The organism is Clostridium frigoris, assembly GCF_018861865.1.
Taxonomy (GTDB): Bacteria; Bacillota; Clostridia; order Clostridiales; family Clostridiaceae; genus Clostridium_AD; species Clostridium_AD frigoris.
On the sequence record NZ_JAHLDV010000036.1, the window covers coordinates 1 to 23,710 of the forward strand.

Genomic DNA, 23,710 nt, shown 5'->3' on the forward strand with positions numbered 1-23,710 from the left:
AAATAATTACTAAATTTACCATCGTTCGTGTTCTGAAATGGTCTTTTTGTTGTGTAATGAAATTGGCGACTACTTTCGCAGATTTACACTTGACTTTAACTAGCTGGTCTAAATATAATTAAATATAAAAAACCGCCTGGATAAAATTTAATTTTACCCAGGCGGTCGATATTTTTCTTTAATTATGCTCCCTATGGTTAACACCATTTCCGCCAGTTACATAATTATATTATTCATTTTAATTAAATTATAAGATAAATAGATATAAATGTCAAACTTAAAGATTACTAATATCCTAAGGAAACCTGTTAACCCTATTTTTTTAAACACAGTAGTTAAAATATATATCTACTGTGTTTTCAAATTTAAAGATTTTTAATATATTTAGTTTTTGTTTCTAGTTCCTTCCGTCGCATCTTGGACGCTAGCATTTCCATTAACCTTATATCCATTGTTAGCATTTTTACTTTCTAAGCTATTAGCAACAAGACTTTGATCCTTTTGTTTTATGGTCATATTTTTGCTAAGACTATTTTCACCATTAGGTATAGTATTTTGATTATTTTCTGCTATTGTTTTATTTTGACTCATAAAAAAACATCTCCTTTAATAATTATTCTATATTATAGTGCCATTAACTTAATACACTTATACTAAAATAAAATTTTGGTATACTTTTATTAATTGATATAAAACACCAAAATGAATGATGTAGACTTATCATTTATGCTTAGGAAAACTTACCTATAAGGTCATATTTAATACCATGTTTTTACAATTTAATGATTATTATTGAAATTTAATAAAAAATTTCATATTTTCATAAAAACTTTTATATAAAATTATTGTAAATTCGACAAAATTATTCAACAATTTGTTATTAAAATAACTCCTTATGTTTAGTTAATTGAAGCATTATAGGTGTATAAGGTTGTTGTTGTCATTTTAAGCAGATATTACTTTTTAGCTTAACATCATAAAATGACAGATTTTTTTTATTAATAATGTTAAAGTATTCTCATAAACAGAATTTAGGGGGGAAAACATTATGATAATTTTAGAAAACTTAATTAAAAACATAACAAATGACGATGTAAATCATAATTATATTTATAGACTAATTAAAAGTGAGGTTTCTGTTTTAATGTATGGTGAACTTACCACAGTAAACGCTTACGGCATTGAAATAGAATCACAAAATATTGTTGATGGTACAATTGTACATATACAAAGAGATTGTGTAGAAAATATAAGTCCACAGAGATATAAAGTTAAAAATTTATTAAAAATGGTATATGATAACACAGTATCACCAATTCACATGATTGATATATTAGGTGAGTATATTGATGAGTACACTAGTGACTTTGATGAATGCTTAAACAACATAGCTAGCAATTAACAATGAAATTACGTCATTAGACTAGCATATTTTGGAGCCGCTCCTCCCTTCAGAGGAACTGCTCTTTTTGTTATTGATTTATTATGCAATGCTAATTACATTTTTAGGTAAATATTTCTCATGAATTAATTAAAGTGAATAAAATTTGATAAATTGTCTATAATTTAAATACACCAACCTATTATTAAATTGGCGAGTAAGTTTATAATAAAAATACTGCACTGGGATCCCCCTAAGTGCAGTATTTTATTGTACCCTATTTAAATTACTGTATTAACTTAATTGCTGAAGAACTTTCTGAAATATAAGGTAATTGTTTTATCATAGTATAAATATATTTTGGTTTTAATTTATCATCACTTAGAATTTGCTTTAGTGGTAATTTTTTATAGTACAACAATTTGCACCAAAAACTCGAAAAGTCTTCTTTTGTAATAAAAATTGTATCATCACTTTCTTTAACAACAAATCCTGAATCAAATTTCTCCAAAATGTTCATCTCTATATAGTCATCATTTGATAAAAGTAATAATACATCATCCCACATTTTCTTAAATGTAATCATTAAATCTCCCCCTAAATAAAAACTTTTTTAATATATTTAGATTCTATTATCTTTTACTTTTTTTAATTTTATTTTACCGCATTTTTCTATTTTACCATATTATTACATAAATATCAATACATTTATTATATATATAATATATTTATCCAATAGCTGAACCTCCAATAGCCATTCCTACTTTTGAGGAAAAACTATACCCAGCGTAAAGTATTCCCGATGAAACAAATTCCAACAAATAATATTATTTTAATACTAAACAATGTATTATTTCATTCACCATAGCCTTTGTATTTCTCAAGTAATTCCTTTTTATTCGGTATTTGACCAGGTCCAACAGCTTTTGTAGATATTTCTATACAATGCTCAAGTTTTCCTGCATAAAATAAACGGGAGCGTTTTTGCTGAGCCTCACTAAAGTTTACTTTGATTTCGCCATCCACTAAGCTTAAATCTCCACTAATTCCGCAAACCGGGCATTCTACCTTATTTTTGTTATGAACTATGGTTAACATGTCACAATGACATATAGGGCAAACACCTTCTTCATTTCCTCGCCATTTGCTCATTTCTTCTTTATTACTATGAATGGCCTCAGATATATTTTGACCAAGCCTTACCATACGATCTATTACTTCTTTATTTCCTACCACATGCTCATGTGCCATTGCACCAAAATACTCATATTTATCTACTACATCTATTCCCATCGACATCGTAAATTCATACATTGTTGGCATTGCAAATGCTAGCCAATTTTGCGTCATTGCGCCACCAACAGTAATTAATGCTGCAACTCTAGGTTTAAATGATCTCTCATCAGGTAATTCATTCGGTTTTTTACCCATTTTAATTCCGCGTTCTTTTGCATTTGTTCTAAAAGAAATATCATGAGATGGCCCTAGTCTATCACATACTGTTTTAAAATTACCAGTTGGTGATAAAACATATGTAGGCGATCCAACTATCACAGCATCACACTCTAATAATGCCTCATTAATAATATCCATATCATCTTTTAAATGACACTTTCCATTGCCTCCACCTAATAAACTTATTACACAAGAAATACAGCCTGTACAATTTTTAATATCTAAATCATCGGCACGTATAAATTTAATCTCTGCCCCTGATTTTTCGCATTCCATTAATGCGGTCTTAATCATTACCTCAGTATTGCTCATTTTTCTTCCAAAAGAAATACCTAACACCTTTTTTTTCATAATTAAATCTCCTTTATATATAATCTGCTACTTTGCAAAATAATCCATCCACCACTTATCACTTTTAAGGCTAGCATACTTCCAACACATTCATTCTACATTAAAAAAAATACAAACACATCATTATAATTATCTACTTTTATCTATATTTTTATCTAAAATATAAATCTTTGTGTTCTTTTATTAAAATAGGTTAAATACCTATCGTTGTTAACCAATATCTGTTACAATAATTTCATATGTAATAAATTTCAAGGACGTGGTATTTTGAAGAAAATTGACTTTAATAAAAATGTATTGGATTTCTTATTTGTAACCATAGGTTGTTTAATGATTGCATTTTCAATTACTTCTATTCTAAGACCAAACGGATTAATAACTGGTGGGATAACCGGTGTATCAATAATACTAGAAAAATTAATACATATTAAATATACATATGTTTATTATATCTTATCTATTTTAGTATTAGTTATTGCTTGGGTATCTATGGGGAAAAGAGAAGGTATAAAAATAATTACCCTTTCCGTAGTATTCCCTTTTATTTTAATAGTTTTTGAAAGATTTAATTATAGCTTTATAAAAAATGATATGATGCTGGCATCGGTTTATTTTGGGCTTATTTGTGGAATTGGAAGTGGTCTAGTACTAAAAAGAGGTTTTTCAATGGGAGGAACTGATACTGTTGCGAAAATTCTTCATCATAAGATTTTTACTTTTGTAAGCATAAGTGAAATTCTACTTTGTATTGATGGAACACTAATTGCATTATCAGTTATAGTATACAATTCAAATATTGCACTTTATGCTATTATTTCACAAATTATAATGGTGAATATAATTGATGCCGTAATGTTTGGATTTGGTTCAAAGAAAGTTAAACTTGAGATAATAAGTGATCATCATCAAGCTATAACTCAATATATAATCCACAGCATTAAAAGAGGAGTTACCAGTTATGAGGTAAAAGGCGGTTATAAAAATTTACCACGATTAAAACTTCTAACACTCTGTTCTCCAAGAGAATCTATGTTAATTAAAAGGTATATAGCAGAAACTGATCCAGATGCCTTTGTAGATGTTTTGCCTGTAATCTCAGTATGGGGCAAAGGAGTAGGTTTTGATCGTTTGAAAGAAGATTAAATAAGTATTATCAAACACAACCACTTAGGTAGGTAACAATCAGTTACCTATCATTTTTTCTAATCATTTATCTACGCAAAACATTTTTCAAACGTCTATTTACAGATTCTGCATCAAAGTACTTATACCTCTGACCCTGCGCCCACCTTTTCGTATTTTCATATTCAACATGATTAGGATTTGCCATTGTTTTTAAAAATTGTTTGTATCCAGTAATGCCCCCAACATCCTCTGGAGGTGTATTACCCACCCCCATTAAACAAATCGGATAATTTTTATCATACTCTGCATTAACCCCTTGTATAGTAATTTCATGATTCCAGCTATTCTCGTAGTCATAACAGTAAACTATTCTATATTGCTGATTAGTGTATTCTGAAATATCAACCTGTGAGTCTAAAAGCGTTTTACAGTCCTGCGAGTCTTCATAAACTTCTTCATATTTACTAATAATATTTACGACACATTTGCCTGTCTCATCAATTATATTGAATTCATACATATGACAGTCCTTCCAATCAAAAGTGACTTGGAGTATTTCATGAAGTTCCTTAAATGTAGTATTTATAGGAGTGATAATCCTTCTCCATGCTATTTGTGGATATAATTTAAGCTTAACTATTAAATCTACTGCCTCGCATCTAATAATTTCTTCACCAAAAAATATTTTAAGATCCTCGCTTAGCAATTCATATGGATAGTAATAATCAGATTCCTTGTTTATTTTTATAATATCCGTATTTATTATTCTAGTTGCCGAAGTTTGAAAAAGTTCGCTTAATTCTAAAGTATCTCCAAGTCCTTTTATAAGTTCACAAGCTTTATTGAGTCGCGCCACATATTTCGGCCCTCTTGTCTTTGAAAAAATTAATTCTCCCGCACTTTTAAAATATTTTTCTACGATTTCTTCCTTAATTTTTTCATCTCTAAGGCAATTTCTAATTCCCACAATGAGTAATTCATCTAGATTTTTGAATTGTTTTGCTTTTAATCCATAAAGAACAAATCCAAATCTATTGCTATCATTTACCATAACAATTGTTTTTCTTCGATTTACAATAATTAAATGTACACTCCAGCAAAACAAATCTTGCTTTTCAGTTTCATTTTGAAGTGCTATTCCCATTTCATCTTGTAGTTTCTTTGTACAGCATATTTGCATTTTTACCCTCCTTAAGCATGGCTTTCGGAATCCACTCATATTTATTTATAAGATTATTTTAACTGTTTGCTCATTAACCTAATCAATTCAGTGATTACAGTTCATTTTTATCAGCACTAATTATATTATTATAACATTTCACTGTAATAATTAACCTAAAAATCTATCATTTTGTTGTTTATCACCTAAATAAAGCTTTTTCATATTTACATCAATATCTATAATTATAAGCTTTCATTAATTGTTTCTCTGTAAATTCCAACCAAACCCACTTATTTTACATTGAAAAGATTATTTTATTTTTTTCTGTATTGGTACAATTAGTGACTTAATTTTATTTATTAATGGAACATACCATGTTATGGTATGTTAGTTGAAATTTGAATTTAATAAAAATGTTATAAAAAATAAAACATATGATTAACGATATTATCGTTAATCATATGTTTTATTTGTTTTTTCTATCTATATTTCCCTCTGTATAACTTAAAAATGAAAAGTGATACAAAGTCACTTGTTGCTTAATTAACAGTCAGATAAAAGTGACTTATCCGGCGTTACAAGTATCTTTACATGTTTCTTCTTTTCTGGTCCAGTTAAAGCTGCGAATCCTTCCTTTACTATATCATCAAGAGCTACTTTTTTAGTTATATATCCTTCAGCTTTAATTCTTCCATCACTCATTAATGCAATTGTTGATGGGAATTCATGCCTATACGCTAATGTTCCTACTATTTTCTTTTCAGTAAATACCAAAACATTAGGATTAAAGCTTACATCACCTTCCCAAATGCTTGTTATAACCATAGTTCCTTCATATTTTAAACTATCAATACCTATATCAAAACCTACTTTTGCTCCAGTAGTTTCAAAAGCTGCATCTACACCTACTCCACCTGTAAGTTTTTTAACTTCCTTAGCTATATCAACCTCATTTGGATCAAGAACAACATTTGCACCTGCTCTTTTTGCATATTCCTGTCTGATTGATTTTCTTTGTAATACTATTATAAGTCTTGCTCCTGCAGCTTTTAGACATTCTATTGTTGCAAGACCTATTGGGCCTGAACCAAGTACAATTGCAGTATCTCCTGTATTAAAATTAGCCATTCTAATAGAATGAAGAGCAACTGCTATTGGCTCTATAAGTGCTGCTTGTTCATAGGACATATTATCAGGTATTTTATGAACATATCCTTCTGGGAATACAGTATATTCAGCAAGTCCACCGCCACTTCCACAAAGTCCATGAAATCCTAATGATGAGCAAAGATTATATTTTCCTTCTTTACATGCTGGGCATTTACCACAAGCTACAATAGGTTCCACTGTAACTCTATCTCCAACCTTAATATCAGTTACATTTTCTCCGACTTCTACAACGTCACCTGAAAATTCATGACCTAAAACAACTGGTGCAACATTACCACTTAAAGGATGAGGTTGTCCAACTGGTATAAAAATTGGCCCTCCTAGGTACTCGTGTAAATCTGATCCACATATCCCACACCATTTCACTTTAATTTTAACGTTTCCTTTAGTAACCTTTGGTTCTTCTATTTCTTCAACTCTAACATCTTTTACTCCATACCATAATGCTGCTTTCATAATAAAAATCCCTCCTAAATGATATAATTATATGTTTTATTGTTAATTTTCTCACATACTTATATAGCAATTATCATTCCAAAATAGTAATTTCAAGATAATATTATTAAAATAACATTTATATCACTGCTGTATAATAGACACCTACTAAGATAATCATTTAATTTTTTTACATTTCACAAAATAAAAAAGCCTTATATAAATCATTTAAATAGCTACTATGTCAAAAAGACACATTAATTAGTGTATCTTTTTGACATTATACATATTTTAACTCTCTTTGTGATACACTTTATAACTATTTATTTCAAAATTTGAAAATTTCAAAGTTAAATATACAATATTTATTTAAACATTGTTAATATTATATTTTTTAATTTTTCTATATATAGTAGATCTACTTATTTTTAACATTTTAGCTGCTTTTACCAGGTTCCCATTGCAAAATTTAAGAGCATTTGATATACTATCTCTCTCTAAAATATCTATAGGTATAATATCTTTATCTTTAATTTCTTTATATTTAATATCTCCTATATCTGAACATTCTATTCCAATTATATTATCTTCGCTTGAATAATAATCTCTTTCTATAACATTCCTAAGTTCTCTCACATTGCCTGGCCATTCATATTCCATAAGATTTGCGATATAATTTTTACTCATGACTTTGATGTTATCATTATTTTTCATATTTAGAATGTCTATGAAATATTTTGCAAGTACGCCTATGTCCTCTTTTCTTTCTACAAGTGGTATAGTTTTTATGTTCATTACATTTAACCTATAATAAAGATCTTCCCTAAAAGTTTTCTTTTTTATCTCTTCCTTTAGCCTCTTATTGGTTGCACATATAATTCTAATGTTTAACTCCTTCTCATAGGTTCCACCCACCCTAACAATCTTATTGTTATCGAGTACCCTTAATAGTTTAGATTGAATATCTAAAGGAAGTTCTCCTACTTCATCTAAAAAAATAGTCCCTCCATCTGCAAGTTCAAATTTTCCAGGATGACCCTCTTTAACAGCTCCAGTAAATGCGCCTCTATCATACCCAAAAAGTTCACTCTCTACCAAATCTCTTGGTATAGATGCGCAATTTATAGCTACAAAAGGTCCCTGCTGCCTTTCACTATAATTATGTATAGATTGAGCCACTAGCTCTTTACCTGTACCACTTGAACCCTCAATTAGAATATTACAATCACTTTTCGCAGCTTTCTTTGCAAATTTTATTACATTTTTCATTTTTTCATTATCACTTATAATATCATCAAATTTGTAGGTTGCTTTATATCCAACTACTTTAGTAACCAACTTATGTACATACTGCGTTTCTCTAAAAGTTATAACTACACCTATAAATTTATGATTAGCCCTCATAGCAACTGCATTTATTATACATTTAATTCTCTTATTTTTTATATGAAAATCACATTCTATATTATTGTATGCTTGCCTAGAACTGGACAGCATATTATCAAAATTCAAATCTTTTAATGTTTCTTTTATATTCATTTTAAATATTTCATTTTGTGTTATGCCTAAAATATTCTCAGCTCTGTCATTTATCCTTTTGATATTAAAACTATCATCACTTACAATCATACCTTCCACAATTGAATTAAAGGTTATATTTAATAAATCATAAGAGATAATAAGTGCCAATTGTTTTTTTATGGACTCAGCCGCTGCTGTAACAATTCCTAAGGTATGTAAATGTGCATCACTACAAATACCCGACATATTTATACATCCTATTATATTTCCCTCTTCATCATGAATAGGCGCTGAAGAACATGTCCAAGAATGTTGATTAATCCCATAATGTTCAGCCCCTATTGTCTGTATAGGTTTATCTAAATGGAGTGCTGTTCCTATAGCATTAGTACCCACTGCTCTTTCTGTCCACAGAGCTCCTTTTACAAAATTCAACCTATTTGCCTTTTGTATAATATCACTTTCACCAATAATATCAAGTATATATCCATCTCTATCTGATAAAAACAAAGCAAATCCTGAACCTGCTACAATATTATATATATCTTCCATTATAAAGCGGGCTACAGAAACAAGTTCCGCATTTTCTTTGATTTTAGATTCTACAGATACCCCATAAGCATCATTCCCACGACCATTCATAAAATCTACACCATATTCCTTGCTTCTTTTCCAGGAGTCTGCTATTTCTAATCTTACCTCACTATTTATATTTCCTTGCTGCACAAATTCTTTCCAAGCCTTAGAAATAAATTTCATATACCCTAGCATATTCTTCACTCCCCACATCCCCTTTGTGCCATCACCCGGCAAGTGACAAGTGGCATTTTATTATATTATACTATCTTATTATTAGAAAGCAATTTGTTTATATCTTCTATTCTACTTAAATAAATTATAAAAATCCCCCTGCACAGCAGAGGAATTTTTTGTTTTATCTATATCCGTTTTTTTTGTCTGTTGCCTCATCTCTAATCTCTGATCTCATACCATCAATTGCTTCTTCTCTTCTCTCATTCTTTTGTTCTAGTGTCATCTTATCTTTATCATTATCTGTTTTTTCAATAGTTTCCTGAGTAAGATTAAAGTTTTGAATAGTATTACTAATATTTTCTCGGATTTTATCTACATTATCTCTTCTATCATCTGGTTTGTTTTTCATAATCTAATATCCCCTTTTGTTTTATTTTATAAAATATCTATCATCATTATTATCTCTACAAAGATATTTATTATGCAACAAAACATTAAAGGAATTAATCTCTATTTTTCTCCATCCATTCAACAGTCCAATCAATTAATGGTCTTTGCCTTATAAATCTTACATCTGCATTGCCAACTTTATGAATTATAATATTTTTTTCCTTATCGTATTCCTTTCCTAATTTTACAAAATCTTGATCATCTACTGCTTGCGTATTGTATGTTACCCATTCCCTCTTACCACTCATCATCATTGCGCTACTTTCACTCATAAATTTTTTATTAGAAAAGTTTGCTCTAGTTTCAGCCAAATGAAGTGATGTATTTTTTTCATATCCCACACCAATTAATAATACATATCCATCTAATTCATACAATTTATCTACTGGAGAATTTTTGCCAAATATGTTACTTAACTCATGTCCCTTTGTAATATAATCCGCATGTTTTCCAAATGCTGCTATTGAACGTGCTGGGTGTCCTGTTCTTTTTGCCCCTGGCCACTTCCTAAACATTTCAGCCACTACTCCCATACCAATTGCAGGTGTAACTTCTTTATCATATGCAGGCCAGTTTTCACGAATTATAGGCCACCACTGCTCTGGCTCATTCCAATGTACTCCAGTTGATGGATCAAGATTTTTCCAAGTTTGAGATGGCATCATTAATGTTCCTTCTTCTCCTACTATTTCAATAAGTGCTCTTATTAAAGTTTCAGCTCCTCCTACAACAAAGCCTAAACTCTTTAATGAAGTATGCACAAATATTGTTTGTCCTTTTGCTAATCCACAACTTTTAAATTGATTTATTAAGTCTTCTTTAGTTAGTATTACTCTTGTGTCTTTCTTGTCCATTATTTCCCACCATCTATTAATACGTCTAAATACTTATCGTTTTTATTCAATTCCGCTTTAACATAAGGACAGATAGGAATTATTTTTTTATTTGTTTCTCTCGCTAAACTAACAATCTTTTCTAACAATTGTTTGCCTACATTTTGACCTCTTAACTCATCAGATACAAAAGTATGATCGATGGTTATCGCATCTCCATTTAAAAATTCCATCTTAGCAAGTGGTTCTTCTTCATTATCACCCACATAAAAACTCTTTACCCCTTTTTTTATATCTAACAAAATAATTCCTCCTTTATCATAAATATATTTATTTTTTTATAATGATAATACTATATTAAGTTTTACTTTTCATTAAAATAACCATTTTAATTATTTATGGCTGTTATCATTAATTTAGGAATCCCGCCACTAGGAGTCACCTCATTAATCCAAATATTAAATTCATCTTGACCAAACATTATCCCTTGATAGTTTACAAATAGATTTTTCGTAAATGAATCACTAATTGCTGCCTTATATTTTGGGTGGAAAATTTGATCATAATTCTTAATAAAATAATCTTTATTTTGTATTTTTACAACTTTACCATTAATTTTAGCATTTATAGGATATTTTATTTGCTCAGCTAATTGCTGCTTATCACCGTTTACTACATAACTTTGAATTTCACTAGCAAATTCTTCAACATCTTTATCACTTTTAGTATTCAAAGCTACAGCGTATCTTTTCCCATATACATCTGCCACAATGTTACTTTTAAGTGTTAATGTAAATGGATAACTAGTTTTATTATCACTACTTACCCATTTACCTTCAATTTTATCAACGGTTTTCATTGTACCCATAAATATACCAGTATTTTTACCTTCGGCATCATATTCATATAGAATAATATTTTTTCCATCTGACTTTCCTTTTAGTTTAATTTCCTTTTTCTGCTTTTCATAAAAATATGTCCCGACTATCTCTTTGTCTTGCTTATAAATGCTCATTTGAATTTTAATATTATTATTTATAGTTCCGTTATAATCATAATATCCTTTTTTATATAAACTTTTAGTAATATCCATATTTTCAAGCAAATTAGTAACCGCTTTACTATTAGTATCTTTGTCACTTTGGGCTGTATTTGATTTATTTGCTGTGCTTACTGTGCTTGCCGTATTTGCTGATTTAGTCTGTTCTTGTTTACTATTACTTTGAGTATTACTAACTGTCTGTTTTACACTTGAACACCCTGTCATTATAGTAGTTATCATAATAATTAATATTATTTTTTTCACATTAATCTCTCCTATATATATAATATATTTTCCTTATTATAACATAGCATGCCTTCTCTTTCTTAGTTGTATGCGCTAACCTCAGAAAAGGTCTAGCAAAATAAATTTGCTAGACCTTTTCTACTATCCATTTACTACAATTAACATCATTTTAAATCTCTCGTTAGCCACGAGTCCATGAGGTGTATTTGCCGGCATTAATATCATTTCACCTTCACTCACAATAACAGGGTCATTATCTCCTATCGTTATTGTAGCTTTTCCCTCTGTTACATATACTAAAGCGTCTCCAGGTGCTGAATGTGTACTTATTTCTTCACCCTTATCAAAAGCAAATAGTGTTATGCTAACGTTACTCGTTTGTGTTAATGTTTTACTCACAACTTGATTTTCTACATATAATACCTCTTCTTTTAATCCTAGTGCTTTTGCGACTTCAATATTTTTAAAAAATTTAGTGTTCATATTTTTTCCTCCTCGTATTTTATTCTCACATATTCTTGCTTTCCTATGACTTTATTATATATTTATATAAGTTATAAGAATGTGATTTGAATCAAATTATTAAAATTAAAAATATTTTTATAGTTTGTATTGCTACTTTTATATTCAAAACGGGAATTCATTTATTGAATTCCCCTTTTGTTGTAAAAAATAAAACGACGATAATCTCAATGAAAATAAGTTTATAAATCTTCTTATATGGCGTAATACTAAGTATAATGGAGTAAAACGAATCTTGTTTAGGATGAATATTTATACTGTGGTTATATGAACTTATATGATATAATAGAAGCACGGCTCAAAAATAAACCATATGTTTATAGCTATAAATAATATCCTTAATAATATGGATTTAGCTTTTAATAACATATTAGGGGAAAAAGAGAATATAAAAAATAAATATAATTTAGGAGGATAAAAAAATGAAATTATGTATTTTAGGTGGTGGAAATATAGGTACACTTTTAATGGGAGACATCGGAAGAAGCGAGGATATTTCTGTTCGATTACTGACTTCCAAACCAGATGAGTGGAACCATGTTATTGAGGTTTGTGATAATGATGGCACAATTAAACATACAGGTAAAATAGATATAATATCTAGTAACCCAGAGGAAGTAGTAAGGGATGCTGACATCATTATATCCACACTTCCATCATATATATTTAGCAAAACAATTGAAAAAATAAAGCCTTTTCTTAAAAAGGATGTTTGGATTGGCATGATGCCAGGCAATGGTGGTGGTGAATTCTATTGTAGCGATCTTATTGAAAATGGCTGTACATTATTTGGATTTCAAAGGGTTTATGGTATTTCTAGATTAAAGGAGTACGGAAAATCTGTGTATGACCTAGGTAAGAAAGATGAACTTTTTATAGGTGCTATTCCAGCAAGTAATACATCAAAAGTATGCAAAGTATTAGAACACATACTTAGTATGAAGTGCAATCCACTAGAAAATTTTCTACAAGTTTCACTTACACCAGCTAATCCAATTCTTCATACTGCAAGACTTTATGGAATCTTTCACGATTATAAAGAAGGAGTATATTATAAAAATATGATTCAATTTTATAACGAGTGGACTGATGAATGTTCAGAAATGTTAATAGCTACTGATGAAGAGGTACAAAACTTATGCCTAAAGCTCGGGACTATTGATTTAAAGAAGGTTGGTTTTATAAAAGAGTATTTTGGAGCGGATACCGCGCAGCAGATGACTGCTCAAATTAGTGGTAAACCTGCACTTAAGACCATACAATCACCACTTATAAAAACAGAAAAGGGGTATATCCCAGATTTTAATTCAAGATACTTTCTAGAAGATTTCACATATGGACTATGTATTATTAAGAGTTTTTGCGAATTGGCTAAGGTAAAAACTCCAGTTATTGATAAAATTCTTATATGGTTTGAGAACTTCTCCGGTGTTCAGTATTACGTAGAGGGTAAATTTATAGGAAAAGATTTAAAAAGCCTTCCTCTCCCACAAAATTTCGGGATATATTCAATAGAAGATGTGTTTGCATATTACAAATAATTCAAATAAAAATACTGCTTAGGATATCACCTTAAGCAGTATTTTTATTTAATTTAAAATTACTTATTTATTACTTATATATTCTTCAATTCCATTTGAATTTTTTGATATATTGTATCAGCCTGCACTTGAGTAATTACTTTACTTTTAACTAATGAGTTTAATCCATTAGTTACATTAGTAGTATTTATTGTCCCAATTTGTTTTGTTGATTTTGTTGTGCCTGTTCCTGTTGTTCCTGGTGTTCCTGTTGTTTCTGTTGTTCCTGTTGTTCCTGTTGCTCCCGGAGTTCCTGTTGTTCCGTTTGTTCCCGTTGTTCCAGTTGTTCCGGTTGTTCCGGTTGTTCCTGGTGTCCCTGCTGTTCCTGTATTACTATTTGTGACTGAACTTTGTGACATATCCTTTGTTATTGCTGCAAGTACTTTTTTTGATTGGGTATTTGTTATTGTATTAGCACTAACTAATTTTTTAAGAGTATTAGAGTAAAGTGTTTTCATCGTAGCTGTTGATATAGGTTTAGTAGTTTGATTAGTTGTATTGGGATTATTCATTGGCGTTTTCGTAGAGTTTGGCATACCACAGCCAGTAAACACTAAAATAGTTAAACTAACACTCATTAATATTAAAGAAATTTTTGTGTTTTTCATTTTTTAGCCATCCTTCATGTATATTTTTTATTTTTTATTACTTAATTATGATTAGGATAAATGTATGGAAATATACTTTAAATAAAAAATAAAGCTCCGAGACATCACTCAGAGCTTCTACTTATTTCTTAATGGATATACTTCTTCTCCTATTGCAGAATTTACTATATTTATTTTTGATTAATCTCAAAGGATAAAAGAAATGTAAAAAGCAGGGGCTAGTGAAAACTTTGTCGAAATATAGCTTAATATGTTACAATAACTAATAATTAATAAATTATGCATTAGAGGAGGAAACTTAATGGAAATCCCAAAAAAACAAGGATATCTAAATAATATATCCTTACTAAGAGTGTTTGCTATTTTAATAGTTGTTTTAGGCCATAGCATGGTTGTTTACCAATACAACTGGGGTATTTATACTCCACTTATTAAATCCAGCTTTTTTAATTCATTAAAAAATTACATAGATATTTTTCAAATGCCTTTATTTATTTTTATCTCAGGGTATATGTTCTATTATTGTAGAAGAGAGTGTGGTAAATATAAGAATACCAGTAAATTTTCATTTGATAAAACAAAACGGCTATTAGTTCCATACCTTTGTGTTTCAATATTATATGTATTACCAATTAGAATGCTTACTAATTATAAAGCTTATTCTGATAACAATGCATTAGAAGTATTTTATAAATATATCCTTACCGGATTAGATTCTGGACATTTATGGTACTTAATAGCAATATTTGAGATATTTATAGTATTTTACTTGTTTGAACCTATAATCAACAAACTAGGCACACCTGCTAGCTTTATCATTATAGCTTGTGCTAATATTATTAGTTATAAATTCCCACATGTATTCCAAATTTCAACCTCAATACATTATTTTATGTTTTTTTATTTGGGTTATATAATTAGAAAAAACGAGAAAGCTTTTGCATATGAATTTAAAGGAAATAGAAATATTATTTTAATTTCAGCTTCATTTATTTTACAATTTTTATTATTAATAATATCTTTAAAGATCTCTAATAATAATTTAATTTGTACATTATCCAAGAATTTAGTGTATTTATTTAGTAATATTTCTTCTGCTATTTTTTATTTTTTAGCTTTATCAACAATAAGCTTTAAATATAAAAGCTTGAATAGTAACAAAATACTAAAGTTTTTAGATAAAGAGAGTTATGCAATTTATCTGTTTCATTCTCCTTTAATTTACATAATGCTAAAGTATATTGCAAATAAAAATATTTCACCTTTTATAGTTGTCCCATCATTCTTTGTAATTATTTTATTTGGATCACTCGGAATTTCATATATAATCAAAAAAACACAAATCCTAAAATTTATGATTGGTGCTTCAACTACAAAAAAACATAGTACTATTTCTAGTTAATTTAAAATTGAACGAATTTATAAATTTAAAGGGAATTCATTTTATTGAATTCCCTTTTAAGATTATATATATAATAAATCACAATACAATTAAGATTTTTTACTGTTTCTTTTCTCTTTTATATCTTTTATTAATAAATAAAAAATACTGATAGTTAGTATAGCTACTATTCCCATTAATGAATCTTCTGATGTTTTACTAATACCACTTAGAAATGAAGTTCTAGAAACAATTAATATAAACGCCAGAAATATTCCTAATATTTTATATATTCTTTTATCGCGAAGATAGTCCTTAAAAAGAAAGACTGCTAATATTAAAAAACAGATTATACTAATAATATTCCTCAAATTAATCTCTCCTCCCTTATATTAAACAATCTACAATTATTTATTTGCTTATTTATATCCACTCATTATACCATATTTTTCGAACACATACTTTTGACTATACTTAATTTAAAATTGAATATATGTATTTTCATGTCGTCATAATGACGTTTTATGTTATTAGTATTTAATTACAAGAATATAAAGAATATAATGTTAATTAAAGTGTATCTTAAGGAGTGGGTAAAAATCAAAAAAATAATCCTTTCAAGTTTTATTATAATGTGTATTAGCATTGTTTTAGGTAAAGTCTTAAACAATTGGATATTATCTATTAAAATCTGTGGAAGTATATCTTTAGTATGTTTTGGTTTAGCAGGAACATTAAATGGTAGTTCTATTAGTAAAAGAAGGTTTAGATTGGATACTACTATTGATAAAGAAGATGCCAAAATAGCAAGAAGTAAAATCACTAATTTTGCGATGATTGTAGGATCAACTAATACCATTTTGGCTATTACTATTTTTTTCTTAATAAAATAAATGTGAACCTAATTTTGTTTATTCATTTGACTCCGTTGTGCAGTTTCCAAAATCCACAATTTTATCTTTTGACCTTCCATCCTTTACATAGAGGACTATACCTACAAGGCCTACTGCAATTAAAATTGATGACATTCTAAACGATACATTAATTCCATGAATGCTTGCAAGTATAGCTGACGATTGCCTACTATGCTTAACAGCATTTGTCATGACTGTAATAAAAATAGCTGAACCAATAGCACCCGACACCTGACGTAATGTGTTATTAATTACTGCACCATGTGCAATATGCTTATTATCAAGTGAATTAATTCCCCAAGTTGTAAGTGGAGATAATATCATGACCAGACCTATCTCTCTAAAACAGTACATAATAGATACATAGATTACTGAAGTATTTTCACCTAAATATGAAAAAGCATATGTTCCTATACCCAGCATTGACATACCAACTATACATAAGATGCGTGGACCATGTTTATCTAGAATCCTCCCCGTAGTAGGGCTTAATAAAGCTAGAAATAAAGCACCTGGAAGCATTATAAGTCCAGAGTTAACAGCAGAATAACCACGAACACTTTGTATGTAAATAGCAAGCAGAATTGTAGCTGACATCATAGCAGCATAAATAATACAAGTTAAAATAGTACTAACAGTAAACACACTGGTTTTAAACACTCTTAATTCTAAAAATGGAGTTTTAGAATTAATTTGTATTCGCGTGAAAATAATAAGTGATATTACTCCAACTATTAATGGACCATATGTAATTGGATTTATCCATCCATAACTTCCTTGATTACTAAAACTAATAAGCAGTCCTCCAAATCCCAATGTTGATAAAATAAGAGACCTTATGTCTAATTTATCTTTTTTTGTTTGTCCAACATTTTTTAATAATAAAAACGCTGCTACAATATCCAAAATAGATATACTTGCGAGGATATAAAACAAACTTCTCCACCCAAAGGCGTCGATTGCAAATCCTGAAAGTGTAGGTCCAATTGATGGAGCAAACCCAACTGTGATACCAATTATGCCCATAGCAGCCCCTCTACTCTCAATAGGATATAGCTGTAGTATAACAAATTGTACCAATTGCACAAGAATACCAGCTCCCATTGCTTGAATAATACGTGAAGCTATCATAAGATTAAATGTTGGAGCAAATATAGAAAATATACATCCTATAAAAAAAAGTCCCATAGCGCTAAGATATAATCTTCTTGTGCTAAACCTATTTACTAAATATCCTGTAGTTGGAATAGTTATGCCGAGTACTAGCAAATATATTGTAGTCAACCACTGACCAATATTTGCATCCACTTTAAAATCTTTCATTATACTTGGTAGTGCTGCCGTTAGCACTGTCTGACTAAGCAAACTTAAAAACGACCCTACTATTACTATAGTTACAATTATATTTCTTTCTTTTTTACTTATTACCTTCACGAGTATCATCCCCTAATTTACTTTTCAACTTGTTAAATATAGCTATCTGTATTTTTAACGATTTTTCTTTTTCTAGTAACGATAGCATAGCATCCATAATTAAGGAATCATACAGTCCTAATTCAGCTTCTTTTTCTACCATGTTTATTGCTTCAGTTAATTTTTTTTGTTCAATAATAGTATCGTGTCTTAGAATAAGATCTTTTATCTCTCCTATTGTTTTATAAATAAGCAATTGCTCAGATAAAAATAGCTTGTCACTTGCATCTCCATTTTCAGAATAAAAAAAAGATTTTTCTATAACAACTGGAACTTTTTTTAGCTCGTTTATTGTCATCTCTATTATTCGTATAACATAATCAGAAACAAAGCTCGGTTCAAATTCTTCCTTCTTAATGCGCATAATCAAAGTAAATTCATGTACTAAACTATCTATTAAAAAAATTATTTCCCACACAATAGATTCTATTTCATCTCCATATAGTGTAGTTAAACTCTTGTAATACTCCGATAATAAATTATTTCTTATAATTTCTTTAAATTTGTACATTGGTTGTCCTTTGACCTGAGAAAAATTTTCTATTATAAATAAATTAAAAGGAGTATTAGAAATCAAATACTCCCACACTAGAATTATCTTCTTTTTTAATTTATCTTTATTATTTATTTCAATATTTTCATCAATAGCTCTCGCACTACTTAGAAATTTTTTATTTGCATAAGCTAATATTTCATCAACTAAATCCTCTTTTGTTGAAAAATATTTATAAAAAGTGGCTTTAGATATTTTACATGTTTTTACAATATCATATATTGAAGTAAATTGAAGTCCTTGCTTCGTAAAACACTCTTTTGCTACATCCATAATCAATTTTTGCTTTTCGTCTATCTTAATCATCTCCCATTAAAACTCATAAGTACTACTTAGTACACTATAGTACTGTACTAATATACTACCTTTTTAAAAATAAATCAAGACTCGTGAATAAATAAATCAAGACTGGTGAATAAATAAACTGAGTAAATTATGTTATAGTAACTTATTCAACAGTCTTAACCATTTAAAGTAATATTTAACTGTAAATAAAAAGAATTATTATAAGTAATTTACAGTTAATTGACAATTTATCAACCGCCTGTTATCATAAACACCATATCCATTAAATTTAGAGGAGGTAATCTTAATTAAAAAAATGTTAACGAAAAAATTATTTTCAATATTGTTAGTTTCAATTTTTACTGTATCTTTAGTTGGTTGCGGTAACACTAATGACGTAAAGAAAGAGACTACGTCTACTCCTTATACTGGAACACTTAAAGGTGCTTTGAAAGATTATACATATAAAATAGGAACTTCTGGTACATATGCTCCATTTTCTTATTTCGATAGTAATGGAAAAAACATAGTAGGTTTTGACATGGATTTACTTCATGAATTGCAGAATGTTTTAGGCTTTAAAATACAAACTGGCAACGTACAGTCTATGGACTATGGTCCGCTTACTACATCTCTTGCTGTAGGTAAACTTGACATTTCAATAGCAGCCATTTGTGCAACAGATACAAGAAAAAAGGGAATGGATTTTACTGATACTTACTATAATGCAGGCCTGTCAGTAATTGTTAATAAAAAAACTAGTCCAAAAGAGATAATAGGAATTGACAGCCTTAAGAGTGGTAAATACAAAATTGCAGTACAGAAGGGAGATGCTAGTCATCTATTCCTGACTGGTGCAAACGTACCTGCAAGCAGTATTCAAGTACATGATTCTATTACAACAGCCCTCCAATCACTTGAACAAGGCAAGGTAGATGCAATGGTTTATGATGCACCTGGTACTAAATTTTATATTAAAAATAAAAAAGATTCAAACCTTAAAATGATTGGAGATCAGTTTGCTAAAGAGCAGACACCTTATGCGATTGCAATTTCTTTTGATGCCTCTAAAAAAAATCCTAAGTTGCTAAGCATTATGAACGCAGCAGTAAAAAAATTAAAAGACGATGGTACAATGGCTAAATTAGAAAAAAAATGGTTAAAGTAATATATCTACATAAAATGTAGATATACAGCTTTTTCAAAAAATTCATGCAAATGCTTAAGTTGCATCGCAAAACATGGATTAATTGAAAAAGCCTTTGTTTTAATAAATATCAAAATAGAGTAAATAGTTAAAAAAGGAGTGTATTATGGATTTAAGTTTTCTAAATGTATTGTTCCCCATGCTTCTTAGGGGATTTAAAGTAACTGTAGAAATTTCAGTATTCGGTATACTGATTGGATTTATGCTAGGATGCGTTTCTGGCTACGCACTTCAATGTAAAAATAAAGTTGCAAAGTTTATCGCTAACATATATATATGGATTATTCGTTCTACGCCTATAATTGTGCAAGCTTTATATGTATACTTTGTTGTACCAGAAATTACAGGTATAGATTTAGGTAGCAATATTTCGGGAATTATAGTTATACTTTTGAATTCCGGAGCATTTATTGCTGAAATAGTACGTGGCGCTCTACAAGGAATTGAACCTGGTCAGAAAGAAGCAGGATTGTCTCTTGGTCTTACACCTTTTCAGACTCTAATACACGTAATTATTCCGCCTGCTTTTCGCTCAATGATACCAGCTTTGTTCAATCAGTTTATTATTTCTGTTAAGGACACGGCAATACTTTCTATAATCGTTGTAAATGAAATAACAAAACAGATCCAAAATTATGCAGCATTAAGTTTTAATACGATAAATGCTTATACCGCTGGCGCGCTCTTCTACATGGTGATAATTTCAGTTCTCATTATCATCCAAAAGCAAGTCGAAAGGAGGATTAGTTGATGGATACTTTAATAAAAATAAATAAATTATCTAAAAGTTTTGGTGATTTAGAGGTTCTTAAAGATATTAACCTAGAAGTTACCGAGGGGGAAGTTATCTGCATTATCGGTCCCTCTGGTTCAGGTAAAAGCACCCTGCTTCGTTGTATTAACCAGTTGGAGTTACAGTCCGGTGGAACTATCTTTTACAAGGGTAAAAATATTGGTCGTAGGAATCATGATCTGCGAAAGTTTCGTGAAGAAGTTGGTATGACATTTCAAAATTTTAACTTGTTTCCAATGAAAAGTGTTCTAAAAAACATTATGCTTGCACCAGTTTTAACCAACAAAAAATCAAAACATGAAGCTGAAAAAAAAGCACTTGAATTGCTTAAAAAAGTAGGACTAGAAGACAAAGCACTTGCAATGCCTTCCACACTATCCGGTGGTGAGCAACAGCGTGTTGCAATAGCTAGAGCCCTTGCAATGGAACCCAAGGTTTTGCTTTTTGACGAGCCTACCTCTGCATTAGATCCAGAGCTTGTTGGAGATGTTCTTGAAGTAATGAAAACACTCGCAAATGAAGGTATGACTATGATAGTGGTAACTCATGAAATGGACTTTGCAAGAGAAGTTTCAGATAGAGTTGTTTTTATGGATGAAGGATATATTGTTGAAGAAAACAATCCAGAAGAAATTTTTACAAATCCCAAAAATGAACGAACGAAATCTTTCCTTTCAAGAATAATTGGAGATGAAAATTCATAAAAAGATATTTTTGGCATGATTGCATCAAGTATTATCAAATTAAAATGGAATTCATTTATTGAATTCCATTTTTTGTTGTTAAAAATCATAGCATAGCTATGCCTTTTAATACTGCTAATTGCATTGGATATGCTGTATTAGAATGTTACTTTAGGTACTACATTAGCACCTGATGTTGCTTTAAATAACTCTGCTTGTTTAAATCCAAACATACCTGCTATTATATTATTTGGAAATGTACCTATTTTAGTATTATAACTTCCTACTGCATCATTATAATTCTTTCTTGCTACAGAAACTCTATTTTCTGAACCTTCTAATTCAGTAGTTAGTGCTGTAAACTGTTCATTTGCTTTCAAATCTGGGTAAGCTTCTACTACAGCCATTAATTTTCCTAAACCAGCAGTTAACTTAGTATCTGCATTTAACTTATCTTTAGTAGTTCCTGCACCCATCATTGTTGCTCTTGAAGTTGAAATACTTGTAAATATGTCAGTCTCATGCTTTGCATATGCTTTAACAGTACTTACTATGTTCGGTATTAAATCTGCTCTTCTTTGCAATACAGTATCAATGTTACTTTGCTGCGTTGTTACATTAACCCTTGATTTTACCATTCCATTATATGAACCTATTACGGATAATACTAATACTACAACTATTGCACCTATTATTAGTAATGTTTTGTTCGATTTTGTCATTTTAATGTCCCCTTATGTATCCATATTGTTTTTGTATAAAAAATACTGCATCATCGTTGCTTCACCGCTTTGTTACATTAACTCTTTGAATTATATTAATCTAGTCAGTCAGAAGCTCCTCCGCCTCCAGAGTCTCCTCCGCCAAAGCTGTCGCCTCCGCCACCGAAACCACCTCCGAAACCGCCTCCGAATCCACCACCAAAACCACCACCAAAACCACCACCATAATCGCGATGCTGTCTATTTGGTTTTTTAAATATTGCTACGAGTATACCTAACATGATAAGTACTTTGAACAGGTTACCCGCGGTAAATATAGATTTTTTAGGTATTTGCGCTGTTTGAAGTTTAGCATCACTTATTAGTGGATAAATCATATTAAGTGCCTGCGAATACTTTTTTTCTCTTAATACTGGATGAACTTTTTGTAGAATACTTTTAGCTGTTATATCTGGGATGTCACCTTCTAAACCATATCCTACCTCTAATCTAATATTATCAGTATCAGTTACATAAACAAATAATAAACCTTTGTTTGACTCTTTGCCTCCAATTCCCCACTTTTTAAATACTGCATTAGAATATGATTCTAAGTCGTAGCCATTAGGAATTACATCTAAAGTCAGTATTGCAAGTTGTATTCCCTTTTGCTTATTTAAGCTTGTACTATTTGCTACTAACTTTTGAATTTCAGTTGCATTTAGTATTTTAGCATTATCCTGAACATAGATATTATTAGTTGGTTTGTCTGGTAATTGGTCTTCTGCTGCAAGTACTGGTACCTGAAATATTAGTACTGCTATCAAAACATAAAATAATATTAGTAGTTTCTTCTTAAACATCTAAACTCTCCTTCTAAATCGTTCAAATAAATTTTTAACATCAATAACAATCAAATCTATGATTTCTTATTAAAGGCTCATCATCTACAACTGAAATTTGTCTATTATACATATAATTGTATCATATAATTAATTATAATATATTACAAAAACACTATCTCTTAACTTTTCATTTGTGAATATCTATTATTAATTAAAAATAAGTCTTTACAAATATCGATTG

Annotated in this window: 25 protein-coding genes and 1 riboswitch; of the genes, 8 read left to right on the forward strand and 17 right to left on the reverse strand. The window is 29.6% G+C overall.

The genetic code is table 11. The features are described from left to right. Positions 1-148: 148 nt before the first annotated feature. Positions 149-230: riboswitch (ZMP/ZTP riboswitch) on the reverse strand. A 154-nt stretch (positions 231-384) separates the two neighbouring features. Next, positions 385-591 carry a hypothetical protein gene (locus KPL37_RS13695; protein WP_216150258.1) on the reverse strand — a complete coding sequence of 69 codons (207 nt, stop codon included), beginning with the start codon at positions 589-591 and terminating at the stop codon, positions 385-387. Between the two features lie 457 nt (positions 592-1,048). On the opposite strand from KPL37_RS13695, the gene KPL37_RS13700 reads away from it, so the two are divergent. Then, positions 1,049-1,402, forward strand: coding sequence for a DUF6514 family protein (locus KPL37_RS13700; protein ID WP_216150260.1), 354 nt, complete (start codon positions 1,049-1,051; stop codon positions 1,400-1,402). A 265-nt stretch (positions 1,403-1,667) separates the two neighbouring features. On the opposite strand, the gene KPL37_RS13705 is transcribed toward KPL37_RS13700, so the two are convergent. Both KPL37_RS13705 and KPL37_RS13710 read right to left on the reverse strand, forming a co-directional pair. Continuing rightward, entirely contained in the window at positions 1,668-1,967 is a 300-nt protein-coding gene (locus tag KPL37_RS13705) for a hypothetical protein (RefSeq protein ID WP_216150262.1), read from the reverse strand. Between the two features lie 269 nt (positions 1,968-2,236). Further along, entirely contained in the window at positions 2,237-3,187 is a 951-nt protein-coding gene (locus KPL37_RS13710) for a flavodoxin family protein (RefSeq protein ID WP_246578287.1), read from the reverse strand. A 267-nt stretch (positions 3,188-3,454) separates the two neighbouring features. On the opposite strand from KPL37_RS13710, the gene KPL37_RS13715 reads away from it, so the two are divergent. Next, positions 3,455-4,330, forward strand: coding sequence for a YitT family protein (locus KPL37_RS13715; RefSeq protein ID WP_246578288.1), 876 nt, complete (start codon positions 3,455-3,457; stop codon positions 4,328-4,330). 67 nt (positions 4,331-4,397) lie between these two features. Here the strand turns inward: KPL37_RS13715 and KPL37_RS13720 are convergent, their stop codons facing one another. From KPL37_RS13720 to KPL37_RS13755, 8 genes are all read right to left on the reverse strand, one after another. Then, positions 4,398-5,492, reverse strand: a complete 1,095-nt coding sequence (locus KPL37_RS13720; protein WP_216150264.1) for a plasmid pRiA4b ORF-3 family protein — start codon at positions 5,490-5,492, stop codon at positions 4,398-4,400. Positions 5,493-6,017: 525 nt separating this feature from the next. Then, on the reverse strand, positions 6,018-7,100 hold the full coding sequence (locus KPL37_RS13725; protein WP_216150266.1) for a 2,3-butanediol dehydrogenase: 1,083 nt from the start codon (positions 7,098-7,100) through the stop codon (positions 6,018-6,020). 348 nt (positions 7,101-7,448) lie between these two features. Then, complete coding sequence (locus tag KPL37_RS13730; RefSeq protein ID WP_216150304.1) at positions 7,449-9,371, reverse strand: sigma-54-dependent Fis family transcriptional regulator; 1,923 nt, start codon at positions 9,369-9,371, stop codon at positions 7,449-7,451. A 163-nt stretch (positions 9,372-9,534) separates the two neighbouring features. Further along, complete coding sequence (tlp, locus tag KPL37_RS13735; RefSeq protein ID WP_216150268.1) at positions 9,535-9,762, reverse strand: small acid-soluble spore protein Tlp; 228 nt, start codon at positions 9,760-9,762, stop codon at positions 9,535-9,537. 94 nt (positions 9,763-9,856) lie between these two features. Beyond that, positions 9,857-10,657 (reverse strand): AAC(3) family N-acetyltransferase, encoded by an 801-nt coding sequence (locus tag KPL37_RS13740; protein ID WP_216150269.1) that lies wholly within the window; start codon positions 10,655-10,657, stop codon positions 9,857-9,859. Next, the gene (locus tag KPL37_RS13745) at positions 10,657-10,938 is read right to left on the reverse strand and encodes a GNAT family N-acetyltransferase (RefSeq protein WP_216150270.1); all 282 of its coding nucleotides are present in this window, start codon (positions 10,936-10,938) and stop codon (positions 10,657-10,659) included. Before KPL37_RS13745 ends, KPL37_RS13740 begins: the two co-directional genes overlap by 1 nt. An 86-nt stretch (positions 10,939-11,024) precedes the next feature. After that, entirely contained in the window at positions 11,025-11,942 is a 918-nt protein-coding gene (locus KPL37_RS13750; RefSeq protein WP_216150271.1) for a hypothetical protein, read from the reverse strand. Between the two features lie 123 nt (positions 11,943-12,065). Continuing rightward, positions 12,066-12,407, reverse strand: a complete 342-nt coding sequence (locus KPL37_RS13755; protein ID WP_216150272.1) for a cupin domain-containing protein — start codon at positions 12,405-12,407, stop codon at positions 12,066-12,068. A 461-nt stretch (positions 12,408-12,868) separates the two neighbouring features. Here KPL37_RS13755 and KPL37_RS13760 point away from each other — a divergent pair, with 461 nt between their 5' ends. After that, entirely contained in the window at positions 12,869-13,987 is a 1,119-nt protein-coding gene (locus tag KPL37_RS13760; protein ID WP_216150273.1) for an NAD/NADP octopine/nopaline dehydrogenase family protein, read from the forward strand. A gap of 74 nt (positions 13,988-14,061) precedes the next feature. On the opposite strand, the gene KPL37_RS13765 is transcribed toward KPL37_RS13760, so the two are convergent. Next, the gene (locus tag KPL37_RS13765) at positions 14,062-14,634 is read right to left on the reverse strand and encodes a hypothetical protein (RefSeq protein WP_216150274.1); all 573 of its coding nucleotides are present in this window, start codon (positions 14,632-14,634) and stop codon (positions 14,062-14,064) included. Between the two features lie 301 nt (positions 14,635-14,935). On the opposite strand from KPL37_RS13765, the gene KPL37_RS13770 reads away from it, so the two are divergent. Next, the gene (locus tag KPL37_RS13770; protein ID WP_216150275.1) at positions 14,936-16,036 is read left to right on the forward strand and encodes an acyltransferase; all 1,101 of its coding nucleotides are present in this window, start codon (positions 14,936-14,938) and stop codon (positions 16,034-16,036) included. An 89-nt stretch (positions 16,037-16,125) separates the two neighbouring features. Here KPL37_RS13770 and KPL37_RS13775 read toward each other — a convergent pair whose 3' ends face one another. Continuing rightward, the gene (locus KPL37_RS13775) at positions 16,126-16,386 is read right to left on the reverse strand and encodes a hypothetical protein (RefSeq protein WP_216150277.1); all 261 of its coding nucleotides are present in this window, start codon (positions 16,384-16,386) and stop codon (positions 16,126-16,128) included. Positions 16,387-16,539: 153 nt separating this feature from the next. On the opposite strand from KPL37_RS13775, the gene KPL37_RS13780 reads away from it, so the two are divergent. After that, positions 16,540-16,908, forward strand: a complete 369-nt coding sequence (locus tag KPL37_RS13780; protein WP_216150278.1) for a DUF5316 family protein — start codon at positions 16,540-16,542, stop codon at positions 16,906-16,908. An 18-nt stretch (positions 16,909-16,926) separates the two neighbouring features. Here KPL37_RS13780 and KPL37_RS13785 read toward each other — a convergent pair whose 3' ends face one another. After that, entirely contained in the window at positions 16,927-18,363 is a 1,437-nt protein-coding gene (locus KPL37_RS13785; RefSeq protein ID WP_343216273.1) for an MDR family MFS transporter, read from the reverse strand. Further along, positions 18,347-19,261 carry a TetR/AcrR family transcriptional regulator gene (locus KPL37_RS13790; protein WP_216150280.1) on the reverse strand — a complete coding sequence of 305 codons (915 nt, stop codon included), beginning with the start codon at positions 19,259-19,261 and terminating at the stop codon, positions 18,347-18,349. The genes KPL37_RS13785 and KPL37_RS13790 overlap by 17 nt, the downstream gene beginning before the upstream one ends. 295 nt (positions 19,262-19,556) lie before the next feature. Here KPL37_RS13790 and KPL37_RS13795 point away from each other — a divergent pair, with 295 nt between their 5' ends. From KPL37_RS13795 to KPL37_RS13805, 3 genes are all read left to right on the forward strand, one after another. Next, positions 19,557-20,408, forward strand: coding sequence for a transporter substrate-binding domain-containing protein (locus KPL37_RS13795; protein WP_216150281.1), 852 nt, complete (start codon positions 19,557-19,559; stop codon positions 20,406-20,408). Between the two features lie 178 nt (positions 20,409-20,586). Further along, a complete protein-coding gene (locus KPL37_RS13800) occupies positions 20,587-21,198 on the forward strand; it encodes an amino acid ABC transporter permease (protein ID WP_246578289.1) in 612 nt (203 codons plus the stop codon). Then, complete coding sequence (locus KPL37_RS13805) at positions 21,198-21,944, forward strand: amino acid ABC transporter ATP-binding protein (protein WP_216150283.1); 747 nt, start codon at positions 21,198-21,200, stop codon at positions 21,942-21,944. Before KPL37_RS13800 ends, KPL37_RS13805 begins: the two co-directional genes overlap by 1 nt. Before the next feature lie 137 nt (positions 21,945-22,081). On the opposite strand, the gene KPL37_RS13810 is transcribed toward KPL37_RS13805, so the two are convergent. Both KPL37_RS13810 and KPL37_RS13815 read right to left on the reverse strand, forming a co-directional pair. After that, positions 22,082-22,645 carry a LemA family protein gene (locus KPL37_RS13810; protein ID WP_216150284.1) on the reverse strand — a complete coding sequence of 188 codons (564 nt, stop codon included), beginning with the start codon at positions 22,643-22,645 and terminating at the stop codon, positions 22,082-22,084. 104 nt (positions 22,646-22,749) lie between these two features. Further along, a complete protein-coding gene (locus KPL37_RS13815) occupies positions 22,750-23,487 on the reverse strand; it encodes a TPM domain-containing protein (RefSeq protein WP_216150286.1) in 738 nt (245 codons plus the stop codon). Between the last annotated feature and the right edge of the window lie 223 nt (positions 23,488-23,710).